21 protein-coding genes, 5 tRNA genes and 2 pseudogenes are annotated in these 20,189 nt (G+C 65.8%); 10 read left to right on the plus strand and 18 right to left on the minus strand.

Translation table 11 applies throughout. From position 1 onward, the window contains the following. Window positions 1–23: 23 nt before the first annotated feature. From A5747_RS05215 to A5747_RS05230, 4 genes are read right to left on the minus strand one after another with little or no spacing between them, the layout of a single operon-like run. Complete coding sequence (locus tag A5747_RS05215; RefSeq protein WP_076122596.1) at window positions 24–1,058, minus strand: CaiB/BaiF CoA-transferase family protein; 1,035 nt, start codon at window positions 1,056–1,058, stop codon at window positions 24–26. After that, window positions 1,055–2,011 carry an LLM class F420-dependent oxidoreductase gene (locus A5747_RS05220; RefSeq protein ID WP_076122597.1) on the minus strand — a complete coding sequence of 319 codons (957 nt, stop codon included), beginning with the start codon at window positions 2,009–2,011 and terminating at the stop codon, window positions 1,055–1,057. The genes A5747_RS05215 and A5747_RS05220 overlap by 4 nt, the downstream gene beginning before the upstream one ends. Next, window positions 1,996–2,424, minus strand: coding sequence for a cobalamin-dependent protein (locus A5747_RS05225; protein ID WP_076122598.1), 429 nt, complete (start codon window positions 2,422–2,424; stop codon window positions 1,996–1,998). The genes A5747_RS05220 and A5747_RS05225 overlap by 16 nt, the downstream gene beginning before the upstream one ends. Next, window positions 2,425–4,002 carry a methylmalonyl-CoA mutase family protein gene (locus A5747_RS05230; RefSeq protein ID WP_076122599.1) on the minus strand — a complete coding sequence of 526 codons (1,578 nt, stop codon included), beginning with the start codon at window positions 4,000–4,002 and terminating at the stop codon, window positions 2,425–2,427. A gap of 105 nt (window positions 4,003–4,107) precedes the next feature. Between A5747_RS05230 and A5747_RS05235 the strand changes: the two genes are divergently transcribed. Further along, window positions 4,108–5,640: an amidase gene (locus A5747_RS05235; protein WP_076122600.1), complete on the plus strand. Its 1,533-nt coding sequence runs from the start codon at window positions 4,108–4,110 to the stop codon at window positions 5,638–5,640. Between the two features lie 3 nt (window positions 5,641–5,643). On the opposite strand, the gene A5747_RS05240 is transcribed toward A5747_RS05235, so the two are convergent. Together A5747_RS05240 and A5747_RS05245 are read right to left on the minus strand one after the other, a co-directional pair. Then, entirely contained in the window at window positions 5,644–6,453 is an 810-nt protein-coding gene (locus A5747_RS05240; protein ID WP_076122601.1) for a methyltransferase domain-containing protein, read from the minus strand. Between the two features lie 60 nt (window positions 6,454–6,513). Then, a complete protein-coding gene (locus tag A5747_RS05245) occupies window positions 6,514–7,215 on the minus strand; it encodes a M15 family metallopeptidase (RefSeq protein WP_369805000.1) in 702 nt (233 codons plus the stop codon). Between the two features lie 97 nt (window positions 7,216–7,312). Between A5747_RS05245 and A5747_RS05250 the strand changes: the two are divergent. After that, a pseudogene (locus A5747_RS05250) lies at window positions 7,313–7,517 on the plus strand (SDR family NAD(P)-dependent oxidoreductase); the annotation flags it as partial. A gap of 34 nt (window positions 7,518–7,551) precedes the next feature. Here the strand turns inward: A5747_RS05250 and A5747_RS05255 are convergent. The 4 genes from A5747_RS05255 to A5747_RS05270 are packed head-to-tail and all read right to left on the minus strand — an operon-like array spanning window position 7,552 to window position 11,488. Beyond that, the gene (locus A5747_RS05255) at window positions 7,552–9,036 is read right to left on the minus strand and encodes an aldehyde dehydrogenase (RefSeq protein ID WP_369805007.1); all 1,485 of its coding nucleotides are present in this window, start codon (window positions 9,034–9,036) and stop codon (window positions 7,552–7,554) included. Then, window positions 9,029–9,826 carry a carboxymuconolactone decarboxylase family protein gene (locus A5747_RS05260; protein WP_076122603.1) on the minus strand — a complete coding sequence of 266 codons (798 nt, stop codon included), beginning with the start codon at window positions 9,824–9,826 and terminating at the stop codon, window positions 9,029–9,031. The genes A5747_RS05255 and A5747_RS05260 overlap by 8 nt, the downstream gene beginning before the upstream one ends. Before the next feature lie 10 nt (window positions 9,827–9,836). Continuing rightward, entirely contained in the window at window positions 9,837–10,661 is an 825-nt protein-coding gene (locus tag A5747_RS05265; RefSeq protein WP_076122604.1) for a mycofactocin-coupled SDR family oxidoreductase, read from the minus strand. Then, window positions 10,658–11,488 carry a mycofactocin-coupled SDR family oxidoreductase gene (locus A5747_RS05270; RefSeq protein WP_076122605.1) on the minus strand — a complete coding sequence of 277 codons (831 nt, stop codon included), beginning with the start codon at window positions 11,486–11,488 and terminating at the stop codon, window positions 10,658–10,660. Before A5747_RS05270 ends, A5747_RS05265 begins: the two co-directional genes overlap by 4 nt. Window positions 11,489–11,567: 79 nt before the next feature. Here A5747_RS05270 and A5747_RS05275 point away from each other — a divergent pair, with 79 nt between their 5' ends. Continuing rightward, on the plus strand, window positions 11,568–12,170 hold the full coding sequence (locus A5747_RS05275) for a TetR family transcriptional regulator (protein ID WP_076122606.1): 603 nt from the start codon (window positions 11,568–11,570) through the stop codon (window positions 12,168–12,170). 40 nt (window positions 12,171–12,210) lie between these two features. Here A5747_RS05275 and A5747_RS05280 read toward each other — a convergent pair. Beyond that, a tRNA-Phe gene (locus A5747_RS05280) sits at window positions 12,211–12,278 on the minus strand. A gap of 165 nt (window positions 12,279–12,443) precedes the next feature. After that, window positions 12,444–12,998: a TetR/AcrR family transcriptional regulator gene (locus tag A5747_RS05285; RefSeq protein ID WP_076122607.1), complete on the minus strand. Its 555-nt coding sequence runs from the start codon at window positions 12,996–12,998 to the stop codon at window positions 12,444–12,446. Window positions 12,999–13,094: 96 nt separating this feature from the next. Between A5747_RS05285 and A5747_RS05290 the strand changes: the two genes are divergently transcribed. After that, entirely contained in the window at window positions 13,095–13,979 is an 885-nt protein-coding gene (locus tag A5747_RS05290; RefSeq protein WP_076122608.1) for a lysophospholipid acyltransferase family protein, read from the plus strand. Window positions 13,980–14,202: 223 nt separating this feature from the next. Further along, the gene (locus A5747_RS05295; protein WP_076122609.1) at window positions 14,203–14,802 is read left to right on the plus strand and encodes a DedA family protein; all 600 of its coding nucleotides are present in this window, start codon (window positions 14,203–14,205) and stop codon (window positions 14,800–14,802) included. Window positions 14,803–14,864: 62 nt separating this feature from the next. On the opposite strand, the gene A5747_RS24525 is transcribed toward A5747_RS05295, so the two are convergent. Then, a complete protein-coding gene (locus tag A5747_RS24525) occupies window positions 14,865–15,143 on the minus strand; it encodes a hypothetical protein (protein ID WP_198938124.1) in 279 nt (92 codons plus the stop codon). A 539-nt stretch (window positions 15,144–15,682) separates the two neighbouring features. Here A5747_RS24525 and A5747_RS25385 point away from each other — a divergent pair. Continuing rightward, a pseudogene (locus A5747_RS25385) lies at window positions 15,683–15,832 on the plus strand (site-specific integrase); the annotation flags it as partial. Between the two features lie 32 nt (window positions 15,833–15,864). On the opposite strand, the gene A5747_RS05310 reads toward A5747_RS25385, so the two are convergent. The 3 genes from A5747_RS05310 to A5747_RS05320 form a co-directional block, all read right to left on the minus strand. Next, window positions 15,865–15,941, minus strand: a tRNA-Phe gene (locus A5747_RS05310). 27 nt (window positions 15,942–15,968) lie between these two features. Beyond that, window positions 15,969–16,045 (minus strand) — tRNA-Asp (locus tag A5747_RS05315). A gap of 31 nt (window positions 16,046–16,076) precedes the next feature. Then, window positions 16,077–16,149: transfer RNA gene (locus A5747_RS05320), tRNA-Glu, on the minus strand. Window positions 16,150–16,284: 135 nt separating this feature from the next. On the opposite strand from A5747_RS05320, the gene A5747_RS05325 reads away from it, so the two are divergent. Together A5747_RS05325 and A5747_RS05330 are read left to right on the plus strand one after the other, a co-directional pair. After that, window positions 16,285–16,357: transfer RNA gene (locus A5747_RS05325), tRNA-Lys, on the plus strand. Window positions 16,358–16,444: 87 nt separating this feature from the next. After that, on the plus strand, window positions 16,445–17,254 hold the full coding sequence (locus A5747_RS05330) for a TIGR04255 family protein (protein WP_076122610.1): 810 nt from the start codon (window positions 16,445–16,447) through the stop codon (window positions 17,252–17,254). A gap of 3 nt (window positions 17,255–17,257) precedes the next feature. Here the strand turns inward: A5747_RS05330 and A5747_RS05335 are convergent, their stop codons facing one another. Continuing rightward, window positions 17,258–18,157 carry an SAM-dependent methyltransferase gene (locus A5747_RS05335; RefSeq protein ID WP_076122611.1) on the minus strand — a complete coding sequence of 300 codons (900 nt, stop codon included), beginning with the start codon at window positions 18,155–18,157 and terminating at the stop codon, window positions 17,258–17,260. 88 nt (window positions 18,158–18,245) lie between these two features. Here A5747_RS05335 and A5747_RS05340 point away from each other — a divergent pair, with 88 nt between their 5' ends. Then, complete coding sequence (locus A5747_RS05340) at window positions 18,246–18,743, plus strand: nucleoside deaminase (protein WP_076122612.1); 498 nt, start codon at window positions 18,246–18,248, stop codon at window positions 18,741–18,743. Between the two features lie 34 nt (window positions 18,744–18,777). After that, window positions 18,778–19,176: a metalloregulator ArsR/SmtB family transcription factor gene (locus tag A5747_RS05345; protein ID WP_076122613.1), complete on the plus strand. Its 399-nt coding sequence runs from the start codon at window positions 18,778–18,780 to the stop codon at window positions 19,174–19,176. On the opposite strand, the gene A5747_RS05350 is transcribed toward A5747_RS05345, so the two are convergent. Next, entirely contained in the window at window positions 19,155–20,180 is a 1,026-nt protein-coding gene (locus tag A5747_RS05350) for an oxygenase MpaB family protein (protein WP_076122614.1), read from the minus strand. The two genes, A5747_RS05345 and A5747_RS05350, sit on opposite strands and share 22 nt — an antisense overlap. Between the last annotated feature and the right edge of the window lie 9 nt (window positions 20,181–20,189).

Consider the following 20,189-nt stretch of genomic DNA (forward strand, 5'->3'; position numbering starts at 1 on the left):
TGCACCGTCACGTTCGGCCGAAGTTATCCGTCGCCTAGTTTCGGCGGCGGGCGGTACTCGGGTTGGTAACCCGTGACGTTGATCGGGCTTCCGACGAGGCGGAAATCGCCCGCCGACACGACGACCTCCGGAGTCGCTTCGAGTGCTTCGGGAAGCGTCCTGACGGCCGCCACGGGAACTCCGAGGGGGCGCAGCCGCCGTTCCCAACCGGCCGCAGAGTCGGTCGCCAGCATCGCCGTGACGACGGCCAGCACCTCGTCGCGGCGGGCCACCCGTTCGGCCATGGTTTCGAAACCGCCGATGCCCGCCTCGGCGGCGAAGGATTTCCAGAAGCCATCGTGGGTGATGAACAGCGCCAGATACCCATCTGACGTCGGAAACAGCTGCGCCGGAACGTAATACGAGTGAGCGCCGTGCGGCCGTCGCTGCGGTTCGATGCCGTCGTTGAGGTAAGCGGAGGCGTGATAGTTGAGCTGCGACAGCATCACGTCGCGCAGCGACACGTCCACTTGCCCCCCGGTGCCGGAGATGATCTTGGCCAGCAGCCCGAGCGCCGCACACATACCGGTCGAGTTGTCGGCCGACGAGTACCCCGGCAGCGTCGGCGGGCCGTCGGGATCGCCGGTCAGCGCTGCAGTGCCGACGCCCGCCTGAACCACATAGTCGAAGGCCGGGTCGTCACCGCCGTGCAGGCCGAAGCCGGTGATCGCCACGCAGACGATGCGCTCGTTGTGCCGGCGCAGATGTTCGTAGGTGAGGCCCAGGCGGCGGATGGCCGACGGTTTCAGGTTCACCAGCAGCGCGTGCGACTGCGACACGAGTTCGCCCAAATGCTGCTGTCCCGCTTCGGAATTCAGGTCTAAACAGAGGCTGGACTTGTTGCGGTTCAGGCTGGCGAAGTAGGTGGGTCCGACGCCGCGGGAGATCTCGCCGCCGCTCGGTTCGATCTTGGTGACTTCGGCGCCCAGGTCGGCGAGCAGCATGGTGGCATAGGGACCGGCGAGCATGGTGCCAACTTCGAGGATCCGAATCCCCGCCAGCGGCCCGCCGGCCGTCACCGCAACTCCGTTGCGAGCGCGGCGATCATCTCGCGGGTGCGGCGCTTGGAGGCGACGAGCTCGTCCCGGTTCTCGCCGATCGGCAACAGGCGCACCGACAGGTCCGTCACTCCCGCGTCGGCGAATCGCCGCATCCGCGCCAGGATGGCATTCTCGTCGCCGGCCGCGCACAGATCGCCGACGTCGCCGGCATCGCCGCGTTCGAGCAGGCGCTGGTAGTTCGGCGACACCTCGGCCTCGCCCAGGATGCGGTTGGCGCGCTCCTTGGCCTGGTCGACTTGTGCAGGCGCACACAGGCATACGGGAATACCCGCGACGATCCGCGGGGCGTTCCGCCCGGCATCCGCGGCGGCCTTGGTGATCTTGGGCGCGATGTGATCACCGATCGCGCGCTCGTCGGCCATCCACAACACGGTGCCGTCGGCGAGTTCACCGGCAAGCTGCAGCATCACCGGGCCGAGAGCGGCGACCAGGACCGGCATCGGGGTGTCGGCCCCGATCGCCATCGGATTGTGCACCGCGAACGAATCATTCTCGACGTCAACATGACCCGGCCCGGCAATCGCGGCGTTGAGCACCTGCAGGTAGTCGCGGGTGTAGGCGGCCGGCTTCTCATAGGACAAGCCGAGCATGTCTCGGATGATCCAGTGGTGTGACGGCCCGACGCCCAGCGCCAGCCGCCCCCCGGTCACCGCGTGCGTCGAAAGCGCTTGGCGGGCAAGGGCAATCGGATGCTGGGCCTGCAGCGGCACCACCGCGGTACCCAGCTCGATGCGCGAGCTGTGCGCGGCCATCAGCGACACCATGGTCAGGCAGTCGAAATCGTCGGGCACCTGCGGCATCCAGGCGGTGTCCAGGCCGGCGGATTCGGCCCATTCGATATCGGAGGTCAGCTTGCCCACCTTGCGGGCCATATCGCCGCGCTCGGCGCCGATCATTACTCCGATGCGCACGGTTGTTCCTCCACGGCGGGCTGCGGGGTCCCAGTCAGCGCGCGGATCTCGCGCACCAGCGTGTCGAGCGGTGTCCCAGTGGGGAATACGGCCGCGGCGCCGGCCGATAGCAGTTTGGGTACGTCGGCGTGTGGAATCGTTCCACCGATGACCACGGCGATGTCGGCGGCGTCGGCGGCGCGCAACGCCTCGACAGTGCGTGTGGTCAGCGCCAGGTGCGCACCGGACAGGATGCTCAGACCAACGACGGCGACGTCCTCCTGGACCGCGATCGACGCGATGTCTTCGATGCGCTGCCGGATGCCGGTGTAGATGACCTCGAAGCCGGCATCACGCAGAGTGCGGGCAACGATCTTGGCCCCTCGGTCGTGTCCGTCGAGGCCGGGCTTGGCAACGAGAATCCGAGTGGCCATCTAGAACACCACCGGTTGCTGGAACTCGCCCCACACCGCTTTGAGCGCGGAGACCATCTCGCCGACGGTGCAATAGGCGTTGGCGCAGTCGACTAGCTTGTGCATCAGGTTGTCATTTCCTTCGGCCGCATGCGACAGGGCCGCCAGGCTCGATTTCACTGCGGCCGAATCCCTTTCGGCCTTGACCTTAGCGAGCCGCTTGAGCTGCAGATCACGGCCCTCGGCGTCAAGCTCGTAGGTAACGACATCGTGTTCCGGCTCCTCGGTCACGAAGCGGTTCACCCCCACGACCGGGCGGGTGCCGGCCTCGACTTCCTGATGCATCTTGAACGCCTCGTCGGCGATCAGACCCTGCAGATAGCCGTCCTCGATGGCATGAACCATACCGCCGTGCCGCTCGAGGTCATCCATGATCTCGATGATGCGGGCTTCGGTGGAATCGGTGAGCGCCTCGACGAAGTACGAGCCGCCGAGCGGGTCGGCGACGCTGGCGACGCCGGTTTCGTGCGCCAGGATCTGCTGAGTGCGCAGCGCCAGCGTGGTGGTTTCCTCCGTCGGCAGGGCAAACGGTTCGTCCCAGGCCGCGGTGAACATCGACTGGACGCCGCCCAGCACCGCCGCCATCGCCTCGTAGGCCACCCGGACGATGTTGTTGTGGGCCTGCGGCGCGTACAGCGACGCGCCACCGCAGACGCAGCCGAAGCGGAACATCGACGCCTTCTCCGTCGTCGCCCCGTAGCGTTCCCGCACGATGGTCGCCCAACGGCGCCGTCCCGCACGGTATTTGGCGATCTCTTCGAAGAAGTCGCCATGGGTGTAGAAGAAGAACGAGATCTGCGGCGCGAACTGGTCGATGGTCATCCGGCCCCGCTCCACCACCGTGTCGCAGTAGGTCACCCCGTCGGCCAGGGTGAATGCCATCTCCTGCACCGCGTTGGCCCCGGCATCACGGAAGTGCGCCCCGGCCACCGAGATCGCGTTGAATCTTGGAACCTCCGCGGCGCAGAACTCGATGGTGTCGGCGATCAGCCGCAATGACGGCTCCGGCGGCCAGATCCACGTTCCGCGCGACGCGTACTCCTTGAGGATGTCGTTCTGGATGGTCCCGGTGAGCTTGGCCCGCGGTATCCCCTTTTTCTCGGCGGCGGCGACGTAGAAGGCCAGCAGGATCGCCGCGGTGCCGTTGATCGTCATGCTGGTGCTGAGCTTGTCCAGCGGGATGCCGTCGAACAGGATCTCGAAGTCGGCCAGCGTGTCCACCGCGACGCCGACCCGGCCGACCTCTTCACCGAACTCGGGATCGTCGGAGTCGTATCCACACTGGGTCGGCAGATCGAGCGCCACCGACAGTCCCGTCCCGCCCTGATCCAGCAGGTAGCGGTATCGCCGATTGGATTCCTCGGCCGTGCCGAAGCCGGAGTATTGCCGAAACGTCCACAACTTGCCGCGGTACCCGGACGCGAAGTTGCCCCGCGTGAACGGAAACTCCCCGGGCGGCGGAGGTTCCGCGCTTCTATCCGCTGGTCCGTAGACGGGTTGCAGCGGGATGCCCGATGGGGTCTGGGACTCGTTATCCATCGATGAATAACGTACTTGCAAAAAAAGAGAATGCCAATACCACAGTGTTGACCTGGGCAAACACTAAGCTGCTGGGCGCGAGGGGAAACGACGACGGAGGTCGACATGACGGTTTCCAGGCCATCGGCGGCCGATATCGAGGCCGCGGCGAACCATTTCGGCTTCCACCTCGACGGGGACGACAAGCGGGCCTATCGGGCGATCGCGGAGTACACGCTGAAGTCTTACGACATCGTCGACAAGCTGTACGACGAGTTCGCGCGCCCGCGGCCCCCCGAACGCGGCTACAAGTTCCCAACCCCTGACGCCAACCCACTGGGCGCCTGGTATGTCCGGGCTGAAATCGCGTCCGGCGCCCAGGGACCGCTATCGGGCCGGACGGTAGTCATCAAGGACAACATCGCCGTCGCCGGCATTCCAATGATGAACGGCTCACGCGCGGTGGAGGGCTTCATCCCCGGCCGCGATGCGACCGTTGTCGAGCGGTTGCTTGCCGCCGGGGCAACGATCGCGGGCAAAAGCGTGTGCGAGGACCTTTGCGCTTCGGGGTCCAGTTTCACATCGGCCTCCGGCCCGGTGCGCAACCCGTGGGACACCACTCGCGAAGCGGGCGGATCATCCAGTGGCAGTGCCGCACTCGTCGCCGCCGGTGCGGTCGATCTGGCCCTCGGCGGCGACCAAGGCGGATCGATTCGGATCCCGGCATCGCTGTGCGGCGTTGTCGGGCACAAGCCGACGTATGGACTAATTCCTTACACGGGTGCGTTCCCGATCGAGCGGACGCTCGATCACCTCGGTCCTATGACGCGGACGGTCGCCGACGCCGCGCTTCTGCTCACACTGCTCGCCGGACCCGACGGCCGGGACCCGCGCCAGCCCGAGGAGATAGCGGCGGTCGACTACAGCGCCGCGCTGACGGGCGACGTGGCCGGTCTGCGGGTAGGCATTGTCGTCGAGGGCTTCGGGCAACCCGGCGCACGGCCGGAGGTCGACGACCTGGTCCGGTCGGCGGCGCGACAGTTCACCGAAATCGGCTGCACCGTAGGCGAAATCAGCGTGCCGTGGCACCGCACCGCCATTCATGTGTTTGCCGTTCTTTTCACCGACGGTGCCACGTATCAGATGTTGGGCGGCAACGGATACGGACTCGGCGTGGAAGGACGCTACGACCCAGAGCTCATGGCGCACTTCGCAAGACAGCGGGCAGTCAAGGCCGACCAACTCGCCAGCATCATCAAGGCGACGGCGCTGTGCGGACACTACGGGCTGAGCACGCTTGGTGGCGCGTCTTATGCCAAGGCACGCAATCTGGTGCCGCACGTGCGCGCCGCCTACGACGCGGCGCTCGCGCAATACGACGTGCTTGTGATGCCGACCGTGCCCGGCACGGCCGACACGCTGCCGACGGGCAGCCCTCAGGATGTCGCGCTGTACGGACGAGCGGTCGGCAAGGCTTTCAACGTCGCACCCATTGACATCACCGGCCACCCCGCGATCTCGGTGCCCGCCGGCCTGATCGATGGCCTGCCCGCGGGAATGATGGTCGTGGGCAAGCGATTCGACGACGCTACCGTGCTCAAAGTCGCCGACGCGTTCGAATCCCTCTGCGGCGGTTTTCCCGCCGCCCCCAGGGCTTGAAAGTTATGCCCGGCACAGGATTTCGCCGTGCGGGATCGCCAGCCAGCCGTCCGGGGCCGCGGCCCAGGCCAGCCACGCCGCGGAGATCTCCGCAAGCTGTCCCGAAGTGGCCAGGCCTAGGCGCAACAGGTCACGCGCCACACCGGAGTGAAGTATCCGGTCCGCCCACATCCCGCCCCACCATTCGCGGGTCTCGGCCGTGGCGTAGCACCACAGGCTGCCCGTCGGCGTGACGTCGTCGAATCCCGCCTCAAGCGCCCACGAGAGCAGGCGCCTGCCCGCATCGGGTTCGCCGCCGTTGGCGCGGGCCGCGCGTTGGTAGAGGTCGCGCCAAAGATCGAGTTCCGGGAGCCGCGGGAACCAGATGAACCCCGCGTAGTCCGCATCTCGGGCCGCCACGATTCCACCCGGGCGGCACACGCGGCGCATCTCGCGCAGCGCCCGCACCGGATTGGCCACATGCTGCAGCACCTGGTGGGCGTGGACGACCTCGAATGTGTCGTCGGCGATGTCGAGGTTGTGCACGTCGGCGGTGGCGAACGAGACGTTGGACAGGTTGCGTCGCTCGACCTCAGCGCGCGCCACGTCGAGAACGTCGGCGGATTGGTCGACGGCCCTCACTCCTCCTGGCGCGACCCGGGCGGCGAGATCGGCGGTGATCGTCCCTGGCCCGCATCCGATGTCGAGCACCGACGCCCCGGGCGCCAGGTGCGGCAGCAGGTAGGCCGCCGAGTCTTCCGCGGTGCGCCGCTGGTGGCTGCGCAGCACCGATTCGTGATGGCCATGCGTGTAGGTGGCCGAACGTTCGCCCATGGGGTGGAAGCTTACGGCTGTCACTCACATCATGAAATAATCGTCTCAATATATGAGAGCTCAGTCCACCGGCACATTGAGGATCGGCCGGTCAACATCGGCGCCCGGACCGTCGAAATGCCACCACTCCCCGGAGTACGGCGTCAGCCCGCCGTATTTCATGGCGTCCCGCAGTCGGGCCCGGTTCGCCTGGGCGTCGGCGCTAACTCCCTGGGTGGCGAATGCCGTTGCGCGCGGCGAGAAGTCGTCGAAGTCGGTGCCCATATCGGCCAGGCAAAGCCCGTCGGCCTGCCGTTCGGGCGGACATTGCGACTGCACGCTGGTGAAGGTCACGTCGACGGAACGTCCGGACTCATGGCTGCGCGCGTACTGCCCGGGGCGGGCCACCCAGGCCGGGTTGGGGACCACGTTGAACATCCTGACCTGAACGTCGTGCGGCCGATAGCAGTCCCAGAACACCATCAGGTGGCCCTGTGGGCGCAGCGCCGACGCGGCCGTCGCGAGGCCCGGAGCCATGGATTGGTGCACCAGGCAGCGGGCGTCCGACGGGTACAGCTGGGTGCCGGTGAAATTGTTGGTGGTCGCGTAGCGCAGGTTGATTACGGCGTCGGGAACCACGGTCCGGACGTCGACGAATCCGGCCGCACGCGCCGCGTCGCTGACGGGCGGCACGTCAGGGCCGGCGTGCGCCGTCGTCGCAGGGAAAACCGGAAGCAGTCCAGCGGTTAGCAGGAGCCCAAACGCACGCGACGTAGGAGACACGCAGCCATTGTCGCGCGTCCGCGAGGCGATATCGCCGCTATCAGTCCGCCTGGGCGAACTCGACGTGCAGCTCGGTAAGTCCACACAGCAGGAATGTGTCATCCTGACAAGCTCGGTCGGCGGGCTCAAGGCCTACCCGCACACCGGTCACTACATCGCCGCCAAACACGGGTGTCGTCGGCTTGATGCGCACCTTCGCCGCCGAACTTGGCCAGCACTTCATCCGGGTCAACTCCGTCCATCCCACCAACGTGAACACCCAAATGTTCATGAATGAGGGGACGATTAAACTTTTTCGGCCCGGGAAGCATGCTCAAATAGCCTCGCAGCCCAATTTCAACGCGCGGGCATGCCGATGCGGATGTTTTTGGCTTGGAGGAATTCGTAGAGCCCGTCGGGGCCGCCGCTGCGGCCGAAGCCGCTGTGCTTGTAGCCGCCGTAGGGCCCCTGAGGTTCGATGTCGCTGTGGGTGTTGATCCACACCGAACCGGCGTCGAGATTGCGGGCGACGCGGTGCGCGCGCTGCAGGTCGGTTGTCTGTAGGAAAGCGTTGAGCCCGAACTGAGTGTCGTTGGCCAGGCTGACGGCATGGTCTTCGTCGCGGAACCGCATCACGGAGACCACCGGGCCGAACGTCTCGTGTTGGGCGACTGCGGCAGCGTTGTCAACCTCGGCGAAAACGGTGGGTTCGATGTAGAAACCGTCGGCGAGTTCGCCGCCGATCCGGTGCCCACCCAGAATAAGTTCTCCACTCTTGGTGGCGATCGTGTCGTCTATGACGGCCATGATCCGGTCCGTTGCGCTTTGGCTGATCACCGGACCGAATAAGACGTCGGACCGCAACGGATCACCGACCGGAGCGGATCGGACGGCAGCCAGGAATTTGTCGAGGAAGGCGTCGTAGATGCTGTCCTGCACAAGGATTCGGCTCGCGCAGGCGCAGCTTTGGCCGGACTGAGTCAACGGCCCCTGGAAGGCTGCCAAGGTGGCCGCGGCATCGAGATCGGCGTCGGCGAACACGATGTTCGCGGATTTTCCGCCGAGTTCGGCGATCACCGGCGTCAGATTGCCCGCGGCGGTGCGCAATACCTCGCGAGCCGTCGCGTGGCCGCCAGTGAAATGGATCTTTGCAATCCCCGGATGCGCGACCAACGCTTGTCCGCCATCCGCCTTCGCCGGCAGCACGTTGACCAGTCCCGGTGGGAGTCCGGCCTCGAGGCACAGCTCGCCGAATCGCAACGGCGCCAACGGAGCTAGCTCGGAGGGCTTGAGGATGACGGCGTTGCCGGCGGCCAATGCCGGCGCGACGGCTAAGCCGATGACCACCAGCGGGCCATTCCATGGCGTGATCACCGCGACTACCCCGTAGGGTTCGCGTTCGACGATGTTGACGTCGAAGCTGCCGCTGACGGGAGTGCTCAGCCCGTGGGCTTTGTCCACATAACCGGCGTAGTAGCGCAGAAATCGCTCCGTGAGTATCGAGTTTGCGGCCATTGCCAGCGGCACCCCATAGTCGCAGGCGTTGATGGCCGCCAGCTCGGCGGCGTGCTGCGCCACCAAGTCCGCCAACCCCATCAGCAGGTCGCGGCGCCGGTCGACCGGAAAGCCGGCCCATTGGCGTTGCGCATCGCGGGCGGCGCCGATTGCTCGATCGATCTCGGCGCGGCCGGCAAGCTCGATGGCGGCGTTCGGTTGGCCGCTTCCCGGATAGATGTGCTCGTGAATCCCGCCGGAGGCGCCCGTGACCCGCTCGTCCGCGATCAGCAGTGCGCCGGACGGCAGCGCCTCGGCATCGATGACGTTGGTCGCCATATCACCCATGGGATGCCTCATCGAGAACACGTTGTTTCTGCTCGGCGATGACCTGGCTCAGGTAGGAAGCTTTCGGCCATCCGTAGTAGGCGGCGAAATGCAATGCGAATTCGTCCATCTCATCGAACGAAACGTCGCCGCTCTTCAAGGCGGCGTAGACGTGCGACATGATCGGGTATTGGGCGTCCTGAAAACCCACACAAGCCAACGTGATCAGGCGCCGCTCCTTCATGCCAAGGCCGGGCCGCAGCCACATCTCCCCGAAGACGAAATTGAGGATCCCCGCGCCCGAATACGGGTTGTCCCGCGACGGCGCGAACGGCAAGCAGTTGATCTGGCGAAACGCGTCCTCGCCGCCGGCCAGGCGCGCCTCGGGGTCGCTTGAGGTAGCCAGCGGAAGTAACGGTGGCGGCGACGGGAGGTCATCGCCGCGCTCGCGCACAATCCGTGCCCACTGCGTATCAACGACCATGTTGAACAGCGACGCTTTCGGCCACCCCGCATACACCGCGAAATGCAGGACCGCTTCCCGCATTTCGGTGATCGTGAGATCACCGCTTCGTAGCGCGGCATACACGTGCTGCTCCAGCACGGAAGTGACGTCGGCGCCGGCGACGCAGGCCAGCGTGACGAACCGGCGGTCGCGGCGACTCAGACCCGGGCGGCTCCAGACCTCGGCGAACACGAAATCGATCAGCCCGTCGGCGATCGCCGGGCTGGTGTCGTCTGGTGCATCGACGGTCATTACTTCGGCGAATTCGCGGCATCCTCGCTCGCGTCTGTGACTTTCGCTGCCCATCTGTGTTCCGCTACCTGATCGTCACGCCGGCATCGACGGTGAACTGTAACCCCGTCACGTGGCGGGCCTCGTCGGAGACGAGGAACAGCACGGCGTTGCTGACATCGATGGCTTCGGTCATCAACACTGGTAGCGCGTTCATGAACAGCGGGCCCAAATCGGGTCGCTCTTCGACGATGAGCTGGTGCATCGACGGCGGCGCCATTCCGGTGGGCACCCCCGTCGGGTGCACGGTGTTGACCCGAATGCTCTGCGCGGCAAGCTCGTTGGCCAACGCCAGACTCATCCCGACAATGCCGTGCTTGGCGGCGGTGTAGGGCGTGTGGAGCGGAGTGCCCTTGATGCCGGCGGACGAACTGATGTTGACCAAGCTGCCGCCGCCTGCGGCGATGAGGTGCGGCAGCGCCGCCGCGCACGTGTTCCAGGCGCCGATCAGGTTGATGTCAACCACCAGCCGCCACTGCTCGGGCGTGGTGGTGTCCCAGGTGCCCACCGTCAAGACCCCGGCGTTGGCCACCGCGGCGTCCAGGCCACCGAGTTCGGCGGCTCCCTCGTCGACGGCGGCCTTGAGCGCCGCTGCGTCCCGCACGTCGACGACCTTCGCGATGGCCGATCGGCCAAGTTGAGCAACGAGTTTGGCGGTCTGGCGCAAGTCATCCTCGGTCGACAGCGCATATTCCAAGCCCTCGGGGGTCGCGCAGATGTCGACGAGCAGGCAGTGCGCGCCCTCTTCGGCCAACCGCACCGCGTGGCTGCGGCCCATCCCGCGGGCCGCGCCGGTGATCAAAACGCGCTTACCGGCCACCCTTCCCTGTGTGACTCCGGTCGCGGTCATAGTTTGTTGCAGAACCCGGCGTCCACGGGGAACGTCACCCCGGTGACGTATTTGGCGTCGTCGCAGACGAGGTAGGCGATCGCCGCGCTGATGTCTTCCGGCTCAAGCATTTCGACCGGCATCGGATTCTGTAGGTGCGCGCCGCCTTCCGGAAAGCTCTCCAAGAATTCGGTCATCGCGGGATTGACGGCCATCATCGTGCGTACCGCCGTGGGATGAACGGTGTTGACCCGAATATTGAAGGGCGCCAACGTGTTCGCCAGCACCCGCATCAATCCCACTACCCCGTGCTTCGACGCGGCATACCCCAGCCCGCCGCCCTGCAGACCGCCAAAGCCACGCAGCCCGGCCGTCGAACTGGTGAACACGATCGCCCCACCGCGCTGCCCGGCAAGCAGATGCGGGATCGCGGCCCACGCGGTGTGGTAGGCGCCGTCCAGGTTGACCCCGATCGCCGCCCGCCACTGCGCCAGCTCCTCCTCGATGCTCAACTGACGAAACGCGACCGGCGCGATCCCCGCGTTGGCGCACACGATGTCGAGCCGACCGAAATGCTCAACGCCGGCGTCCAGCGCGATCTTCACCTGCAGGAAATCGCGCACATCGGCCACCGTGCCGACCATCTTGCCGCCCTCGGCTTCCACGAGCCCGATCGTTTCCTCGAGCTCATCGCGAGTGGCCATCGCGTACCCGTTCGCCGGGATGTCGGCGCAGATATCGATCCCGATGATGTCGGCGCCGTCGCGGGCCAATCGCACCGCATGACTGCGGCCCTGTCCACGCGCCACTCCGGTGACGAAAGCCACTTTGCCGTCTAGACCGCCCACCTGCTCCCCGCTTCGCCGTGAGTAACCGCGTTACTCTGCCTAGGACAGTAACATCGTTATCGTGGTCGGTAAAGCGGCAATGCGAGACAGCGAGGCATCACCAGCGGCGTCGGAGGTCGCGTCCGATCCCCTCATCGATATCGTGGTCGACCTGATCGACACGCAAGGCTATGACGCGGTCCAGCTCCGCGAAGTCGCACGTCGAGCGCGGATGTCGCTCACCACGATCTACAAGCGGTACCCGACGCGAGACGAACTCATCGTCGCCGCCCTGCGATGGTGGATGGACACCCATCGCTATGCCGCCTTGACCTCCGACCGCTCCCCGTCGGCCGAGGAATCGATCTACGACGGCCTCATGTGGATCTTCCGGGAGATCTTCGAACCCTGGGAAAAGCACCCGAACATGCTGCAGGCCTACGTGCGGGCCAAGGCCGGCCCGGGCGGTGCCGCGCTCACGCAGCATGGGTTCGACGTCGTCGTGCCCGCCGCATTGGCCGTGCTGAGCAACTGCGACGACCGGTTCGCCGAGGACGTGGGCGTCATCCTGACGGGCATCGTCTATGGAACATTGGGCCAGTTCGCCTCCGGCGCCATCGCGATCACCGACATCGTGCCCACGATCGAACGCACCGTGTACTGGCTCACCAAGGCCCACGAAAACGTCTACAGCGACCGGTAGCCCGAAACCGGTTTCGGCACAGCGTTTTTCGTTCGATGGCTGGTGGCCAGGGGCGGGATCGAACCGCCGACCTTCCGCTTTTCAGGCGGACGGAACGGCTGCTGACCTGCGTTTTAACGATCTTCATGTGGCGAATAGGGCGCGCTGAGCGCGTCTGACGCAGGCTGCCTGTCCGACGATCGGCAAAATGCCTGCGGACTAATCGACCGGCGCACGCGGACTCGCACGGGGGTCCATGCGCAATGCGGCGGTTATGTGTTGCTGGGGCGCAGGTTATCGACGTGGGGCCAGGATGCGGGCGGCGGCCTCGACGGCGGCGGCGCGGTTGACGGAGGGAAGGTCGGGTGGGTCGGTGGGCCAGCTGGCCCAAGCGGTTCCGATACCGAACAGCATGATAAGTAGTTGGTGGGGTGGCCATCGCCGGTCTATCAGGCCAGCGTCTTGGGCCGCCGCGATCACTGCGGCGTCACGTTCGCGAATATTGAGGCCGTCGATTTCGGGTTCATCGAGTCGGATGCCTTCGAGCCGTGCCCACGTGATCATGCGCAGGTGTTCGGGCATGCGGGTGGCCAAGTCGAAGATGTCGCCGGCGAATTCGGCGACCGCGTCGGCCCGCACGGAGATCGCGCCGAAGAACTCCGTCGTGTCAGCGGCAACGACATGACGGAAGAGGGCTTCCTTGTCTCCGAAGTGCGCGTAGAGCCGCTCTTTGCTGGCGTTGGCGGATCTGGCGATCCGGTCGATGCGGGCGCCAGCCAAGCCGAACTGTGCGAACTCGGCACGGGCGGCGGCAATGATTTCGCTGCGCAGTTCGGTGCCGTTTCTCACAGGAAAAGCATAACCGAACGAACCGGTTCGTCTGTTACCTTGGTGGCACGGCCCGTAAGCGTATGAGCGCATCGGGGGCGCTGTTTCGAAAGGGGGATGACGACGATGGCGAACGCTGCGTCGAGAACCGAGCAGATCATTGACCAGCCTGCGCGGGTGCGGGCGTTGCGCAAGGCCGTCGAGGAGCTCGCCGACGGTGTCTGGCCAGCGATCCAGCTGGGCCGACCCTACGTCGATGGTGTCGAGAACCTGCCCGCCGATGGACGGTTCTTGTTGGTGGGCAATCACACCCAGACCGGGATGGCCGAGATCTGGTTGACGTGCTTGGCGGTCCGGCGCGCCACGGGCCGGCGGGTGCGCCCGCTCACCGAGCGCGGAATGGGGAACTTTCCCGGGCCGCTCGGTGATCTGTTGGCCGCCTGCGGCGGGGTGGTCGGCACCCGCGAAAACGCCGCAAAGCTCATGGATAACAACGAGACGGTGCTGGTTTTTCCCGGTGGTGGCCGCGAATTGGCCAAGTTCAAAGGGGAAGAACACCAGCTCAAATGGCAGGGCCGTGCCGGGTTCGCCCGCGTGGCGATCGCCAACGACTACCCGATCGTGCCGGTGGGTCATGTCGGCGGAGACGACATCTACCACGGACTCTATGAGCGTGACAGCGTGTGGGGGAAGTTGACCGAGAAGGTCGGTGAGAGGCTGACCGGTAAGCCTGGTATGACGATGCCGTTGGTGCGCGGGATGGGTCCCACTCTCCTCCCGAGCCCACAGCGGCTGTATCTGCGGTTCGGCCCACCGATCGACACCGCAAAGCTCGACGGCGTCTCCGACGACGAGTGGGTGGAGACAGTGAAAAAGACCACCCAGACGGCATTGGAGACAATCCTGCAGGAACTGTTGGACCTTCGCGCTGACGATCCCTACCGGCATCTCAACCCCCTTCAGTGGCGCCGCGCCGCACGTCCCGGCACCGCAGCGTGGTGAGGCGCGGCGCCGCACCGCGGGCGATGACCGCCTACGGGCAGCGGCGATGCTCCGGACGGGTGGCGCTAAGGGGCGCTTCGCGGTGGGCCGGCGAGAACGAGTACTCGCCCGCGGCGAGAAGTTTGGCGTGCCTTGCCAAACGTGGCGTCCCTACCGGAGAGGTGGGCACCGCGTCGCGGGCTGAGCACTGTGGCGGCGTGGAGCCAGTGTTGACGGCCGGCGCATGCCGCCGCTGACCCATTTACCCGCACTGCCAAGCGGGCCGCTGTTTTTAGCGGTACTGGCAGCAATCGTGATCGTGTCGTCGATCCCGATCGCCAACATCGCGTGTCCGGTCGAACCCTTGCTAATGGCCGCCGTGTTGTCCGAGCATGATCACGCACCGATCCTGGCCATGATCGCCGTCACGACCAGCGCAGCCGTCGTCGGTGACCTGGTGTGCTACGGCTTGGGACGGGCGTTCGGGCGCCAACTTCTCAACCTGCGGCTCATGCGACGCGCACGCGGGCACGTTGCCGTTGCACACCGTAGGGTTCGTCACCACGGCATATCAGCCGCGATGATGCGTCAGCGCTGGGTACCACCGACCCGCGGTCTGGTGCCCGTTCTACTTGGCGCAGCGCGACATCGGATCGGTCATTTCGTCTGCTATTCGACGATCGCCGGCGCGGTCTGGACGTCGATCCTCATTCTCGGCACCCACCTGGGCGGACCGGCATTGGTGGCGGCCATCCCCGCGGCAGCGACCATCCTGCTCGCCGTTCAAGGCGCACGGCGTCTCCTCAACTGGCGAAGAAAACGCCGAGCCCGCACCAGTGTCTGACGCACCGAACAGCCCGATCGGCGGCTCGCCGAGAGGACGACGGCCGGCGCGCCCGCGAGAACTTAGTGGGGCGAGCGGTGGCCCATCTCTGGACGCCCCCCGAGGCGGACCACCGCTCGCTCGTCGATCAGCTCTCCATCAGAATCCCGGTGGGGGCCCACCCGGACCACCAGGACCATGCGGTCCCGGCCCCAACGGACCGCCGGGCGGAGGAGGCGGACCACCCGGACCCCCGCCAGGACCGCCAGGACCACCCCACGGTCCAGGACCACCCGGTCCGGGCGCTCCCGGCCCCGGCGGTGGCGGCGGGTCAGCGCCAGCCACCCCGGCAGCGAAGCCACTCGCCGCCACCCCGAGGACGGCGGCGAGCAATGAGCCCGCGACCGCGTTCTTAAAATTCATCTTCACGCTTCCTCTATCTCTCGTTGGATCCACTGACATGCCGCTGACCGGACCGCCGGTGCGGCCCGGCGCGCGACAACGATCCCGACACGCGCCGACAAGCCACGGAATTCACAACCACTGAACAACCTCCATGCGAGACCATCCAAGTAACCTACCAAACGAAGTAGTTCGTTTGGCATGTTCGGGACTTCGGCGCCCTCAGACCGGTTATTCCCGTCGGCCGGCAACAAGCCCAAGACACTGTGACCGGTTACCTCAAGAAGGCACTGCAGGAGCTACCGCGAGGCATCACTCTGGATGCCCGCCGCTACAGTGGTGGGGCCGAACACCGCGCCCTGCCAAGACGTCGAGATCGACACCTCAAACGAAAGTCGAGCCCTCCGCTCGCGCCGTCTGCGGAGAGGATGTGTATCTCATCTATACGGAAGATTGATAGCCACTGGTAACTTCGTTCACACTGTGCCGCAGCACAATTGGCCAAGCGACGCCGACCGTCACCGCCAACATTTACAGTGACCTCTACTCGGACGAACTCGACCACGTCGCTACGAATCTCGACCGGCTCAATGACGTCGCCAAAGACCAGGTGAACGGACAGGAACCGGACACACCAAAACATTCATAGAGTGCCGTCACCGCGTCCGTGCAGGTCAAAGATGGTGGCCAGGGGCGGGATCGAACCGCCGACCTTCCGCTTTTCAGGCGGACGCTCATACCGACTGAGCTACCTGGCCGGAAGGGCAGCGAGTGCCTCGCCGCGCTGGCGACCCTGACGGGACTCGAACCCGCGACCTCCGCCGTGACAGGGCGGCGCGCTAACCAACTGCGCCACAGGGCCTTGCTGCTGCTCCGCGTGTCCGCGTCGCGCGTACCCCCAACGGGATTCGAACCCGTGCTACCGCCGTGAAAGGGCGGCGTCCTAGGCCACTAGACGATGGGGGCCAGAACCGAATCACTCCGGGGTACTCGCAACGTGGTTACCGTTGGGAGCCACGTCAGCTTAGGTTACCGCGTGCCGAATCCTCAAACGAGCGCCGTTCGGGCGCCGTTCCCAACCCAGTATCCTGAATCTCCGCGGCCCCTATAGCTCAGTTGGTAGAGCTACGGACTTTTAATCCGCAGGTCCTAGGTTCGAGTCCTAGTGGGGGCACCGAGAGTGGCGTGACCTGGGCTGTTGCTCGACATTTTTGGCTTCGGGTGATGGCCTGTCCCTCCCTATCCGACGAACGCCTTGGCTATGCTTCGCAGGATGAGCGGCGACGCGGCCTCCCCCAACGCCCCGGTAGCCCTGGTAACGCTGGAAATCCGTCACCCGGCAACGGATTCCCCCACCGAATCGTCGAGCAAAGAACTGAAAAACCTGCTCTTCGAATACCTGCCGATCGAACGCCAGGGCCAGGACATGGCGTGGGCGATGGGTGCCGGTGGCAGTCCGACTCCGACCGCGGAGCGCTTCGCGCGCTACGTCAACCGCGACAACACGCTCGCCGCCTCGTTGAAAACCCAGGCACTCGTCGTGGAGACGACCGCTTACACCGACTTCGACTCGTTGGTCGACGTCACGATGCGGGTCATCGACGCCCGCTCACAGGTCTCGTCGATCGTGGGAGTGGAACGCATCGGTCTGCGGTATGTCCTAGAGGCCCGCGTCCCGGTGGGCGCGGATGGTCGCATCGACTGGGCCAGCGGGATCGCCGCGCCGCTGCTGGGACCCCAGCAGGTCGCACCCGGCGGCCTGACACTGACCGAGTGGCAAGGTGCGGCGGTCTATCGCGAGGCACAACCGGGCAAGTCGATCATCGTGCGCTACGGCCCGGGTTTGGGTCAGGCGCTTGATCCGAACTACCACCTGCGCCGGACGATCCCGGTCCAGCCCGGACCGTTTTTCCTGCTGGACGTCGACAGCTTCTGGACACCCGTCGGCTCGATTCCCGAATACGACCGGGAAACGGTGCTCGAGACATTCCGCAGCCTGTACGAACCGGCCCGCGCCGTGTTTCAGGAAATGCTCATCGGCCGCCCATCGGACGACTCGCTTCGTTCGTAGGGCTCAGCGCGTGAGCACCGCGCTGGTGTATGTCACGTCGGCGAACGCCGCCGCGACGTCGTCGTCGGGGTAGGTGAAACCGTTGGCCGCGTGCAACTCCGCGACCGTGCGGGTCGAGGTCTGCCAGCCCCGCTCGTTCAGATGGTCGACGATGTGGCTGCGCGAACCGTGATAGACGAGATCATTGAAGTCGATTTCGAAACCCAGTTCACTCATCCGGTCATGGTGCGCGCGCCACCGCTCGTCGGCGAAAATCGCTGTGTCGGGCACGAATTCGAATGCGAGCCGACTGCCCGGGGCGCTCAGCGCGGTGACGTTGTCGAACAGCGCATCCTGCGCCGCGTCCGGCAAATACAGCAGCAATCCTTCGGCACTCCACGCCGCGGGGGCCTGCGGGTCGAAGCCCGCCTGCTGCAGCGCGGCGGCCCAGTCGTCGCGCAGATCGATGGCCACGGTGCGCCGCTCGGCGCTCGGCTCGGCGCCCAGATCGCCGAGCGTCAGGGTCTTGAACTCGATCACCTCGGGCATGTCGACCTCGTAGACCACCGTGCCCGCCGGCCACGGCAGCCGGTAGGCGCGCGCGTCGAGACCCGCCGCCAGGATCACCGCCTGGCCAACGCCACCCCGCGCGGCATCGAGAAAGAATTGGTCGTAGAACCGGGTGCGGCAAGCCATCCCCTGAGCCATGCGCTGTGGATCGAATTCGGAATCTCCGCCGACCGGAATCTGGCCGTTGACCAATCGGACGTAGACATCGATTCCGACAGCGCGCACCAACGGGGCCGCGTACGGGTCATCGATGTACTTCGCGTCGGAAGACAGCGCCCGCTGGGCGGCGACCATGGTGGCCGTCGCCCCGACGCTGGTCGCAAGATCCCAGCGATCACTATCGGCGCGCGCCATGTGTTCCCTCATCCCGACCGAAAAATATAGACAGTCTAGTTAGTATCACAGGCCGATTCCCGGGGCCCTCGCGACTACCCTCCGAGCTGTGACCGACTTCGCCCAGCGCACGATCGACCTGGCCCGCCAAAACGTCGCCGAGGGCGGCCGGCCCTTCGCGACGGTGATCGTCCAGGACGGCCAGGTTCTCGCCGAGAGCGCCAACAAGGTGGCGCAGACCAATGACCCGACCGCCCACGCGGAAATCCTGGCCATCCGGGAGGCGTGCATGAAGCTGGGCACCGAGCACCTCGTCGACGCCACCATCTATGTGATGGCCCACCCGTGCCCGATGTGCCTGGGCTCGCTGTACTACTGCTCTCCCAAAGAAGTCGTCTTCCTGATCACCCGCGAGTCGTACGAGCGCTACTACCTCGACGACCGCAAGTACTTCGAGGTCTCGTCCTTCTACGACGAATTCGCCAAGAGCTGGGACCAACGGCGCCTGCCGATGCGCTACGAACCCCGGGACGACGCGGTGGACGTCTACCGGTTGTGGAGCGAGCGCAACGGCGGGCGGCGCCAATTCAATGTCCCTTCGGCCTGAGCCGGCACACTGTCTTTCCCGCTACTATCTGCGTATGCATGCAGGTAATGGCGAAGGCCGGCTGCCCGACGACCAGGCCAGCCTGGTGGTTGAGGTCTTCCGGATGCTGGCCGACGCCACTCGCGTGCAGGTGCTCTGGTCGCTGACACATCGCGAGATGTCGGTCAACGAGCTCGCCGAGCATGTGGCCAAGCCTGCGCCGTCGGTTTCCCAGCACCTCGCAAAGCTGCGGATGGCGCGTCTCGTACGCACCCGCCGGGACGGCACCACCATCTTCTACAGCCTGGAGAACGACCACGTCCGACAGCTCGTCATCGATGCCGTCTTCAACGCCGAGCACGCCGGTCCAGGGGTCCCCCGTCATCACCGCGGTGACGGTGGACTGAAGGCAGTCGCCGAATCGCCGTCAGGTCAGGAGACCTTGGGGCAGTAGTGCTTTGGGTTGCCGCGCTCGTCCAACGGCGGCAGGTTACGCGCGGGGGTCTGCACCAACGGCGTGTCGGATGGGATTCTCCCCGCGGCACGGTCCCACCCGGCGCGCGCCCGCGGGTGCTTTCGGAATCGGCTTGGCACGAAGGCGAATACGAGACGAACGACGTCGCCGAAGCGGCGGTGCAGCCATTCATCGCGCCGCGACCAGCGGTAGCCCATCAGCTCACGCACTGGCGGATCGTAAAGTCCGACGGTGAGCCAGACGAAGAACGGCGACAGCAATTTACGTTGCGCGGCCCACAGCCAATCCGGAACCCATTGGGCGAAGGGAGGTTTGGGTAGCGCGGTCAGATCGAGCACGGCCCGTGCCGCCTCGTTGTTCTCCAATACGTTGCGGCACATGTGGTCCCAGTAGTTCTGGAATTCCTCCCAGGACGCCGGCACCGGTCGCATGCTCATGCCGTACATCCGATACCAGTCGATGTGTTCGTCGAACAGCTGGCGCTTTTGCGCCTCGGTCAGGCCGCCACAAAACCGCTCGGCCACATGAATAGTGCCGACAAAGAAGGTGGCGTGCGCCCAGTAGAAGACATCGGGGTTCAACGCGTGGTAGCGGCGGCCCTGATCGTCGACGCCCTTGATGTCGGTGTGGTAATCGCGGACCTCGCCGCCGGTGACCGGGGCACGTTCCCCGTCGAAAACCACGCCGCCGATCGGGTACAACGACCGCAGCAGCCGGGGCCACCGTTCCCGGAAGAACGTCGAGTGATCGATGACGGCCGCGCCGAGCTGCGGGTGCATGTTTTGCATCGATCCCGCCCACGGCCCCTGCAGCATGCCGCGCCAATCCCCGAAGTACCGCCAGGTCAGGGATTCAGGTCCGAGGGGAATGGGCGGCGCGTCGTAGCCGAGCGGCGAGACCGGACACCCGCCGGCCACCCCAGCCGACTCGCTAGGGGCTGCGGCGCTGGTCAGCGGGCACGCCGCGGACGTATGTTGAGTCACGGTTGGATT

The sequence above is a fragment of the Mycobacterium sp. IS-836 genome (assembly GCF_001954275.1).
Taxonomy (GTDB): Bacteria; Actinomycetota; Actinomycetes; order Mycobacteriales; family Mycobacteriaceae; genus Mycobacterium.